Source organism: Paraburkholderia sp., from assembly GCF_034668105.1.
Lineage (GTDB): Bacteria > Pseudomonadota > Gammaproteobacteria > Burkholderiales > Burkholderiaceae > Paraburkholderia.
Map to the genome: position 1 here is coordinate 1 of NZ_JAXDPY010000625.1, position 9,057 is coordinate 9,057.

A 9,057-nucleotide genomic window follows, 5' to 3' on the forward strand; every position below is an offset into this window, starting at 1 on the left:
CAGCCACGAGATAAATCAGATGCCAGTCGAGCCCCGGCATGCCGGCTACCAGATGCGGACTGGCCGAGCCGAGTGTCAACGCCCCCACCAGCAAGCCGATCAGCAGGCCGAGGTCGGCCTTGGCCCATGTCGCGACGAGCCGCATGCCGACCGGATAAACGCCGGCCATGCACATGCCGGTCAAAAAACGCAGGCCGATGACCGCACCGCCCGTGGGCGGCAACAACGCCAGCACACCCGTGGCGACGGCGGCCGTGAGCGCCGAGCCCATGAACAGGCGCCGCAGATCGTAGCGATCCGGCAACGAAAGCAAGGCCGAGGCAATGGTGCCCGCGACAAAACCCAGTTGCACGGCGCTCGTCAGCAACGCTTCCTCGAACGGCGGGATCATGTGCGAGAGCTTGATCACGGCAATCGCGGTGGTCGACGAAAACCACACGCCCATCGCCGCCACCTGCGCGAGCAGGACGATGATGAGCGACGCTGTCTTGCCGCGCTGCCCGCCGTGCTGCGTGCCGTGCTCGGGCAGCGGTTTCGTTTTGGCCGTGTTGATCACCGGAGATCCTGTCATGAACGACCCGCGCTCAAGCCGCGACCGACGGCGCAAGCGTGCCGACCCGATGAAATCCGCGACCGAAATAGATCAGGCCATCGCGATCGTCGGTGGTGCGCGCCGCCTTGATTTCGCAGAAGAACACGGTATGCGTGCCCACTTCCTGGACCGAAGCGATTTCGCAATCGAGCGCGCTCACAGCGCCGCGCAAGACAGGCGCGCCCGTTTCCAGACGATCCCAGACGGCGCTCGCGAAGCGGGTTTCGATCGGCAGGTCTTTCGTCGCAAACTGCAGCGCGACGTCGCGCTGATCGGCCGAGAGCACGTTCACGCACAGGGTGCCGTTCTCGCGCATCACCGTGTTGTTCCGGCTCGCGCGATTGATGCAGACCAGCAGCGTGGGCGGCTCGTCCGTGACGGCGCATACCGCCGACGCGGTACAGCCCGCGAGCCCGCTCGCGCCATCGGTCGTGATGATGTTGACGGCGGCACCCAGGCCCGCCATCGCTTCACGGAAAATCGCTTTATCTACCATGGTGGTGTCCGTTCGCTGGGATTTCATCGGTTGGTGCCGTTCGGCTGGCATTGCTGCTTCGTCGCTGCTTCGTTGCTGCTTCGTTGCCGCTTCGTTGCTGCTTCGTTGCTGCTTCGTTGCTGCTGCGTTGCTGCTTAGTTACTGGCTCGGCGCGCATCAACCCTGAGCGCCAGGCGAGCGATACTGCGCCGCGGTGTGCGTCGCGGGCAGGCGCGCGCGGCCGAACAGCTTCTCGCGATAGGTGCCGTCGCCATACGCGGTCTTGTAAGCGCCGCGTGCCTGCAGAACCGGGACGAGCAAATCGATGACGTCCTCGAAGCACTCCGGCACCACCGTGCGCGACAGGTTGAAGCCGTCCACCCCGGTCTCTTCGCTCCACGCCATCATCAGATCGGCGATGCGTTCGGCCGAGCCGACCCACGGCGCCTGGCGGCTGCCGAGCACCATCTGTTCGAGCAGCTTGCGGCGCGTCCATTGCGGCCCGGCCGCGCGGGTCATCGCCTCGACGTTCGAAACGATCGCCTGGCTCTTGCCCGTCTCGATCGGCTCGTCGATGTCGTATTTCGCGAAGTCGATTCCGAGCGACGCGGCGGCGTGCGCCAATGCCCCTTCCGAACTCACGTAGCGGCGGTACTCTTCGAACTTCGCTTCGGCCTCGGCATCGGTGCGTCCGACAATCAGCGTGGCGCCCAGGAATACCTTCACGTCGTCACCGAGACGGCCGAGTTGCACGGCTTGCGCGCGGATGTCGTCGACGATCTCTTTCACGGCTTCTTTTTTCTGGCCGTTCACGAAGACACACTCGGCGTGCGTGGCGGCAAACCGGCGTCCGCGCGTGGAAGAACCCGCCTGATAGAGCACCGGCGTGCGTTGCGGTGAAGGCGCGCACAGATGCATGGCGTCCACCTTGTATTGGGGGCCCTGATGGTGAATCACACGTACCTTCGACGGATCGGCGTACACGCCGCCGGCGCGGTCGGCGCGCACTGCTTCGTCATCCCAACTGCCTTCCCAGAGCTTGTAGACCAGCGACATGTATTCGTCGGCCAGGTCATAGCGATCGTCATGCGCGACCTGCCCTTCGATACCGATGGCGCGTGCGGCGCTATCCAGGTAGCCGGTGACGATGTTCCAGCCGATCCGCCCGCCCGTCAGGTGATCGAGCGTGGACATGCGGCGCGCAAACAGGAACGGCTGTTCATAGATGAGGTTCGCCGTCACGCCGAAGCCCAAATGTTCCGTCGCGGCGGCCATGGCCGGAATCACCAGCGTCGGGTCGTTGACCGGCACCTGCACGCCGCTGCGCAGCGCGGCGTCCGCGTTGCCGCCGTACACGTCATAAACGCCCACCACATCCGCAAAGAAAATGCCGTCGAACAGGCCTTTTTCGAGCGTTTTGGCGTAGTCGACCCAGTACTTCAGTTCGGTGTAGCGGCTCGACTGGTCGCGCGGGTGAGTCCACAGTCCCTGCTGGATGTGGCCCACGCAATTCATGTCAAAGGCGTTCAGACGGATTTCACGTGGCATGTCGACTCCTGGTCAGCGGCGAAAGAGAGCAAGCGATAGCAAGCAGGTTGCGAGTTCATCTCGCGGATGGTGTTTACTATAGTGGACGATAGACCACGATAAAAGAAAATTGATGTCAGAGTTAACACCCATGCCACGGAGAAAACGTGGCCGTTTCGATGAGATCCGGCTGCGCCGCTCCCGCTCCATGCTGAAAGCCGTCAAACGACCGGCCTGTATAATTTCGCGGACCTGAACTGTGTGAATTGCGCATGAACCGCGAACTGACCGATCCCACCACCGCCATTGCCAGCCGCGTACGGCTCGAGCGCGAATCGCGCGGCTGGTCGCTGGGCGACCTGGCGGAGCGTTCAGGCGTATCGAAGGCAATGATCAGCAAGATCGAGCGTGGCGAAGCCAGCCCGACAGCAACCTTGCTGGGGCGTCTTTCCGGTGCGTTCGGGTTGCAGTTGTCGATGCTGCTGTCGCTGGCGGAACAAGCCGGCGAGCGGCTGAGCCGTGAGGCGGATCAACCGGTCTGGCAGGATCCCGAAACCGGTTATGTGCGGCGCGCGATATCGCCGCGCAATGGCGGCATGCTGGAGTTGCTGGAGGTCACGCTGCCGCCGGGCGTGCGCGTGTCTTACCCGTCGTCGGCCTTTGCGTTCCAGCATCAGCAGATCTGGGTCCGGCAAGGCACGCTGAGCTTCAAGGAAGGCGAGCTCACCCATGAGCTGGCGGTTGGAGATTGCCTCCAACTCGGCCTGCCGGCACCGTGTACGTTTTTTAATCCGGGTACCGAGCCCTGTGTTTATGTGATCGCCCTCGTACGGCGATAGGCGATCACACGTCAGCTGGCTCGGCGTCTCCCTTTCCACTTCCAGTTCAGCCCTGCGACCCCCGGCATCGCAAACACCGGCCAATTGCAACTTGTATGAAGATGTCTTACTATTTCAATACAAGCACGTCGCACGTCTCCGTCACGAGATCCATGATGAAAAACAACGAAGACGCGGGTTCAAAGGCAGTTCGACAGCCACCTCCGGCAAACCATCCCATGCCAGCCAATTCCAGAAAACGCAGCACCGCCCAGCAACGCTCCACGCCGGGCACCGCCGGGCAAGCTGCCGCCGCGCAGGCAGCCGCCTCGGCTGTCCCACCGCTACTCAACCGCGACAGTGCGACCGCGCTTTATATGCAGATCGCCGATCGTCTGCGCACGCAAATCGACGAAGGCACCTTCGCGACTGACAGCAAGCTGCCCGCCGAAAGCGAACTGACGCGACGTTTCGACGTGAGCCGCGTCACGGTGCGGCAGGCCATCGCGCAGTTGCTTGCAGAAGGGTACGTGGTCAGCAAGCAGGGCAAAGGCACGTTCGTCTCGCGCAACAAGTTCGTGCACGATCTGAAGCCGATGCGCGGCTTCTACGATGCCCTCGTCGCGCAAGGGGTCGAGCCGAAAACGAAATTGCTCGAGTTCGGTCCGGTGGCAACGCCGGAGGCGATCAGGCAAGCCTTCGGCATAGACGAAGGCGCAAGCGAATGCTTCCGGCTAAAACGGCTGTATCTGGTCGACGGTGAGCCGATCGCGCTCGTCGACTCGTATCTGCCGCCGCAGGCAAGCGGACTCACCTGGGAGCAGGTCAACCGCAATCCGATCTACGTGCTGCTCGAAAGCCTGCTTTCCCTGCCGGTCACCAAAGCGGAGATTCATATACGGGCGCGCTCGGCCGGCGCATCGGTCGGCCAGGCGCTCGGCCTGTCGCCGCGTGCCGCCCTGCTCGTGATGGACCGCGAATCGTTCGGCGAGAACGGCAGGCTGCGCGAGCGAACCTCGTTTTATATTCGCCCGGAAAACTACGAGTTCACGCTGAGCGTGCAAGGACCGCTGCCGGTCGGCTCGTCGATCAAGAACGTCAACGGTACCGCTGCGCACGATCACACGAAGTGACCACGCGCAGCGGGCGGCCACGCGCGAAACATCTGCGCGGCAAGCCTGCTAGAACCACACCGGACGCCTAGCGATGCGCAGGCTTCACATGTACCGTCGATGTCCCTTGCTGCCCTTGCGCGAATTCGGCGGACACCGGTTCACCGGCGGCGGCACGCAGCACGGTCAAGGTCTTCGCCTGAGGATCGATCTCGACCAGCGCACCCTGCGGCACGACGTCCGTCACGTCGCAATCGAAACCCGCCAGCATCGAAATGTTGCCGAGCGCCGCGCCTTGCGCGAGGATCGGGTTCACGGTATTGAACACGATCGCCACCGGCGCCATGTTGCGCGACTGCATCTCGTGCAGCATCCACGCGCTTGCCACGCCGCCCTTGGCGGTATCCAGCACGAGAATCCGGCCAATGTACGACTGCCCCACGAGCTTGTGCGACGGGCGCGAAAACACCCCTTCCAGACGGTTCAGATCGTAACGGGCCGAAAAGCCGTCTTTGGCAACCAGCGCCTCGGCCGACACTTTGTTCCCGAGCGCGTGGCGCGCGGTCAACACGATTCTGTTCATGCGAGTTCTCCTGTCTCGGCTGCGTTCACGCACGCCTGCATCGAGGCGAGCATCGGCGTATAGCCGTAGCCGCCGAGAATGTTCACCAGCTTCGCGCTGTTGGTGGCGAGATTTTTCCAGCCCTTGGCTTCGGACATCTCGCGCGCGTACGACTGATAGAAGCACATGCCCGCGAGCACCGTGCCTCCCGCGCTTTCGATGCGGCGTGTGTAGCCGAAGCGCTCGGCGTCGGGCGCCACCTGTGGGCTGGTAATGGCGAGCATGGGCACCTTGAACGTGCGGCCGTCGCAGATCTCCGCGAGTGCGCGCAGTTCGTAGAGGCTCAGTTGCGGCGCGGAAAACACCACCACGTCCACCTTCTTCGTGACCGCATAGCTGGCGGTGAGCGCATCGACTTCCGCGCGGCCGACGCGATGATGCACCGGCAAGCTGTCACCGCCGACGTCTGCGAGACGCATTGCTTCCGGCGTGACGCCGATCATGTGAAAGAGCGCGATCGAACCGAAGCTCGCCATCGCCGCGCCGAAATGTTTCAGCTGGTCCGAGGTCGGCGCGGCTTCGATGCCTTCGATGACCGGCACCTGCCAATAGTTGCCGGCGAGACGGCCGATCACGCCGCCGAGCGCGCCCCATTCGTTGAGGCTGCGCGGCGTGAAATCGACGCGAAAGCGCATCGTTGCGCGGCGCTTTTCGTCGAGGTGATAGCCATAGCGCGGCGTGCGCCCCGTGAGACCCGCGGAGAGCGCCGACGGACCGCCTTCGAAATTCGTGCGGGCGCCGCTCACCGAGTTCGAGTAGATCACCACGCCGGTGTCGCCGAAAGCGACGTGTTCGCCGCGCGTGGCCGCGAGCACAGTCTGATAGTTGATGCAGGTGTCGGTCATGCTGACGCCGAGCCGCTCGAACGCGTGAATCGTGCGGCGCTCGAGTTCGATCATCCAGTCACGCTGGCCAAGTTCGTTGGCTTTCGAGAAATCGGTACCGCGCGGATCGGTGATGGTGGGAATGCATACGGTGTGGCGGCCGTCACTGAGCTCGGAAAGCCGCTCGAGCCACATGACACCCGCCTGACCGAGGCTTTCGGTATCGGCCATGATGTGCGCCTGGGTGACCGGCACCAGATCGTGAGCACCAAAAAATTCGCCGACCTGCACTTGATGGCGCATGGCCATTTGCAGGACCTTGCCTTGCTCACCGTTGAGCATGGCCGTCTCTTCATCGTTCAGCAGCATGGGCAGTCTCCGTACAGGTTTCATCACCGAGGCGAGGCGTGGGCAGCGACGCCTGCTGCGGCGCCGGCTCACGCCCATTACGATCTTGTATTATCTTGTATTAATACAATAAGAGCGAATACTAGCGACCTGCCTTGTCGATGTCAACCTGGGCCGGGCGGCGATTTCTGCACGGATTCTCGACTGAGAGCCTGCTGTGCCGATGTGCGTCCGGACGCGCCTGATCGCCACGCGGTTTTCAGCAGCACCTTCGCGATTACGCTAGTTGACACATGCGAAAGCCCGGCGATAGCATGCATCTCGATGTATTGATACATGATCATACAAGATTCTGGCCACTTGTCTGACGCGGCGGCCGGCATCCATGGCGCCCCGCTCGGAAGCGTGCTATAGCAGGACGGTTGTCACGCGCATCCCCTCCCCGTCGTTGCCGATGGCGTGAATGCGCCTGCGTTCGCCGTTCACGACGAAAGACAAATATAAGGAGACACCGGTATGACCACGATCCATATCGTTGCGCTTGTCCTGCTGGTCGTCATTTTCGCCATCAGCCTGTGGCGCGGCATCAACCTCGGACTGGTGGCCATTCCCGCGAGTTTCCTGCTGATGCAGATCGCGGGCGTACCGCAAAAGCAGGTATTTGCCGCGTTCCCGACGGATCTGGTTCTGCTGATTCTCGGCGTGATGTACCTGTGGAACCTCGTGCGCGATAGCGGTCTCGCCGAACTGATCGTGCACCGGGCCGTCGCGCTTTCGCGCGGGCGCCCCTGGCTGCTGCCGTGGACCACCTGCATCCTCACCGCATTGATCTGCGCACTCGGTGCGCTGCCGATCGCCGCGCTCGTCATCACGTTGCCGGTCGCGCTGGAGATTGCGCGGCGCGAAAACATCCGTCCCGCGTTGATGGGTATCGTGACCATCCAGGGAGGCTGCATTGGCGGACTGTCGCCGTTCAATCCATGGGGCAAGGTGGTCATTGCACAAGCGGCCAAAGGCGGTGTGACACTGCTCCCCACGGAATTCTTTTTCTGCCAGTTCGCGTTGAATCTTACTTTCGCTGTGCTGGCCTTCTTCGCGTTCGGCGGTGCGGAACTGATCGCGCGCCGTGCGCCACGCGATGCAGCGGGACCAACGGCCCTCCCCGCACCCTCCTCCCGATTGGCGCTCACGTGGCAGCAATGGACCGCGCTTGCCGCGCTACTCGGCTTTATCGCGCTTGTATTGACCCGGCACGACGTTGGTTTGAGTGCGTTCTCGATGGGCATCCTGCTCAACATCGCGGTGAAGGCCGATGCCCGCAAGGTCATTGCCGATCTGCCGTGGAGCATGGTCATCATGATTTCGGGGATTCTGATGTATATCGGCATGCTCGAGACGGTCGGGGTTTTGCAGGCAATCGGCGAACTCCTGCAAAGCCTGGAGCAACAGTCACTGGTGCGCGTGGGAATGACTTACCTCGGCACGCTCATGGCGAACTTCGAGGCGTCGTCGGTGGTGGTGCTTGGGCTCGTGATTCCGGTGGTGACGCACTCGCTCGCCCATGAGCCCTCCGCGCTGCTTGCGTCGATACAACTGGCGCTGTCGGCGACCAGCATCGTCGTGATCACGGCCAGCCCGTTTCATCTGGGTGGCGGCCTCGTACTGGCGGAACTGCATGGCGACGACAAGACGTTCAAGGACCTGTTGAAGTGGACTGTCGCGTTGACGTTGCTTCTTCCTCTGGCGGCGTTTCTGGTCCGGTGAGTTGCGGGTAAGGATCGGGTTCGTTCCGGATGAACTTCGGACAAGTTCCGGGTGAAGCGCCGACTCGACTGGGTTAACCCTCATCGGCCACCCGTTGCGCAAACCGCTCCGCAAGCGTACCGTTCTATAGAACTATATAGTTCTATCGTTTCTCCCCCGATCAAGGTCCCTCTTCCGATGCAGTCCGCAGCCGCCAGTCCCGACATCTTTGCCACGCTTACCCGTCCCGACCGCAGCGGCGCGCCGAAGTACATGCGCCTGTCCAGCGTGCTGATGCAGGCCATCACCGACGGCCACTGGAAAGCCGGCGACAGGCTCCCCACCGAGGAAGAACTCGCGGTCATGACGCCCTTCAGCCTCGGCACCGTGCAACGCGCGTTGCGCACGCTGGTGGATCAGGGCGTGGTGGTGCGGCATCACGGGCTCGGCAGCTTTGTCGCCGAAAACGATCTGCGCCTGGAAGATCCGTGGCACTGCCGCTTTCTCGACACCGACGGCGTGAGCTTCCTGCCGGTCTATTCGAAGGTGCTGAGCCGCGAGCGCATCAAGACACGCGGCGCATGGAGCCGTTATTTCCCCGACGCGGGCGACAACCTCACGCTGATCACGCGCGTCATCAACGTGAACGGCGAGTTCGACGTGCTCGTGCGCTTCTACATGGATAGCCGCATTCTGCCGCGCCTGTCGAGAGCATCGCTGCGCTCGCTCGACGGGCTGAACTTCAAGACGGTCATTGTCGGCGAACTGAACGTGCCGATCACCCGCATCACGCATGACGTGAGCCTCGTCAAGTTCGACGCCGCCACGGCCGAGGTCATCGGCACGCGCAAGGGCGAAGCCGGACTTTTCATGCAGGCCGCGGCGCTGATGGGCGAATCCGCGTGCGTGTACTACCAGGAGTTTTCCATTCCGACAACCGGTCGCGTACTGAGTATCCCCGATCAATTGCCGAGAATGGTTCATCAATCGCGCTAG

9 protein-coding genes are annotated in these 9,057 nt (G+C 62.7%); 4 read left to right on the forward strand and 5 right to left on the reverse strand.

Going from position 1 to position 9,057, the window contains the following annotated elements; genetic code table 11:
* The 3 genes from QOC89_RS27355 to QOC89_RS27365 all read right to left on the reverse strand — a co-directional run.
* Positions 1-571: MFS transporter (locus tag QOC89_RS27355; protein WP_323047888.1), on the reverse strand; the 571-nt coding region annotated here is incomplete at its 3' end.
* Between the two features lie 13 nt (positions 572-584).
* Complete coding sequence (locus QOC89_RS27360) at positions 585-1,088, reverse strand: flavin reductase (RefSeq protein WP_323047889.1); 504 nt, start codon at positions 1,086-1,088, stop codon at positions 585-587.
* A gap of 156 nt (positions 1,089-1,244) precedes the next feature.
* Positions 1,245-2,615 carry an LLM class flavin-dependent oxidoreductase gene (locus QOC89_RS27365; RefSeq protein ID WP_323047890.1) on the reverse strand — a complete coding sequence of 457 codons (1,371 nt, stop codon included), beginning with the start codon at positions 2,613-2,615 and terminating at the stop codon, positions 1,245-1,247.
* 251 nt (positions 2,616-2,866) lie between these two features.
* Between QOC89_RS27365 and QOC89_RS27370 the strand changes: the two genes are divergently transcribed.
* Complete coding sequence (locus QOC89_RS27370) at positions 2,867-3,433, forward strand: XRE family transcriptional regulator (RefSeq protein WP_323047891.1); 567 nt, start codon at positions 2,867-2,869, stop codon at positions 3,431-3,433.
* Between the two features lie 218 nt (positions 3,434-3,651).
* Positions 3,652-4,545, forward strand: a complete 894-nt coding sequence (locus tag QOC89_RS27375) for a GntR family transcriptional regulator (protein ID WP_323047892.1) — start codon at positions 3,652-3,654, stop codon at positions 4,543-4,545.
* Positions 4,546-4,612: 67 nt separating this feature from the next.
* Here the strand turns inward: QOC89_RS27375 and QOC89_RS27380 are convergent, their stop codons facing one another.
* Positions 4,613-5,107, reverse strand: coding sequence for an aconitase X swivel domain-containing protein (locus tag QOC89_RS27380; RefSeq protein ID WP_323047893.1), 495 nt, complete (start codon positions 5,105-5,107; stop codon positions 4,613-4,615).
* Positions 5,104-6,339: an aconitase X catalytic domain-containing protein gene (locus QOC89_RS27385; protein WP_323047894.1), complete on the reverse strand. Its 1,236-nt coding sequence runs from the start codon at positions 6,337-6,339 to the stop codon at positions 5,104-5,106. The genes QOC89_RS27380 and QOC89_RS27385 overlap by 4 nt, the downstream gene beginning before the upstream one ends.
* A 495-nt stretch (positions 6,340-6,834) precedes the next feature.
* On the opposite strand from QOC89_RS27385, the gene QOC89_RS27390 reads away from it, so the two are divergent.
* Both QOC89_RS27390 and QOC89_RS27395 read left to right on the forward strand, forming a co-directional pair.
* Positions 6,835-8,082, forward strand: coding sequence for an SLC13 family permease (locus QOC89_RS27390; RefSeq protein WP_323047895.1), 1,248 nt, complete (start codon positions 6,835-6,837; stop codon positions 8,080-8,082).
* A gap of 177 nt (positions 8,083-8,259) precedes the next feature.
* The gene (locus tag QOC89_RS27395; RefSeq protein ID WP_323047896.1) at positions 8,260-9,057 is read left to right on the forward strand and encodes a GntR family transcriptional regulator; all 798 of its coding nucleotides are present in this window, start codon (positions 8,260-8,262) and stop codon (positions 9,055-9,057) included.

What these genes read in the sequence shown, in the direction of transcription:
- QOC89_RS27360 (WP_323047889.1), bottom strand. Translation starts at nt 1,088, where the DNA reads ATGGTAGATAAAGCGATTTTCCGTGAAGCGATGGCGGGCCTGGGTGCC.
- QOC89_RS27365 (WP_323047890.1), bottom strand. Translation starts at nt 2,615, where the DNA reads ATGCCACGTGAAATCCGTCTGAACGCCTTTGACATGAATTGCGTGGGC.
- QOC89_RS27370 (WP_323047891.1), top strand. Translation starts at nt 2,867, where the DNA reads ATGAACCGCGAACTGACCGATCCCACCACCGCCATTGCCAGCCGCGTA.
- QOC89_RS27375 (WP_323047892.1), top strand. Translation starts at nt 3,652, where the DNA reads ATGCCAGCCAATTCCAGAAAACGCAGCACCGCCCAGCAACGCTCCACG.
- QOC89_RS27380 (WP_323047893.1), bottom strand. Translation starts at nt 5,107, where the DNA reads ATGAACAGAATCGTGTTGACCGCGCGCCACGCGCTCGGGAACAAAGTG.
- QOC89_RS27385 (WP_323047894.1), bottom strand. Translation starts at nt 6,339, where the DNA reads ATGCTGCTGAACGATGAAGAGACGGCCATGCTCAACGGTGAGCAAGGC.
- QOC89_RS27390 (WP_323047895.1), top strand. Translation starts at nt 6,835, where the DNA reads ATGACCACGATCCATATCGTTGCGCTTGTCCTGCTGGTCGTCATTTTC.
- QOC89_RS27395 (WP_323047896.1), top strand. Translation starts at nt 8,260, where the DNA reads ATGCAGTCCGCAGCCGCCAGTCCCGACATCTTTGCCACGCTTACCCGT.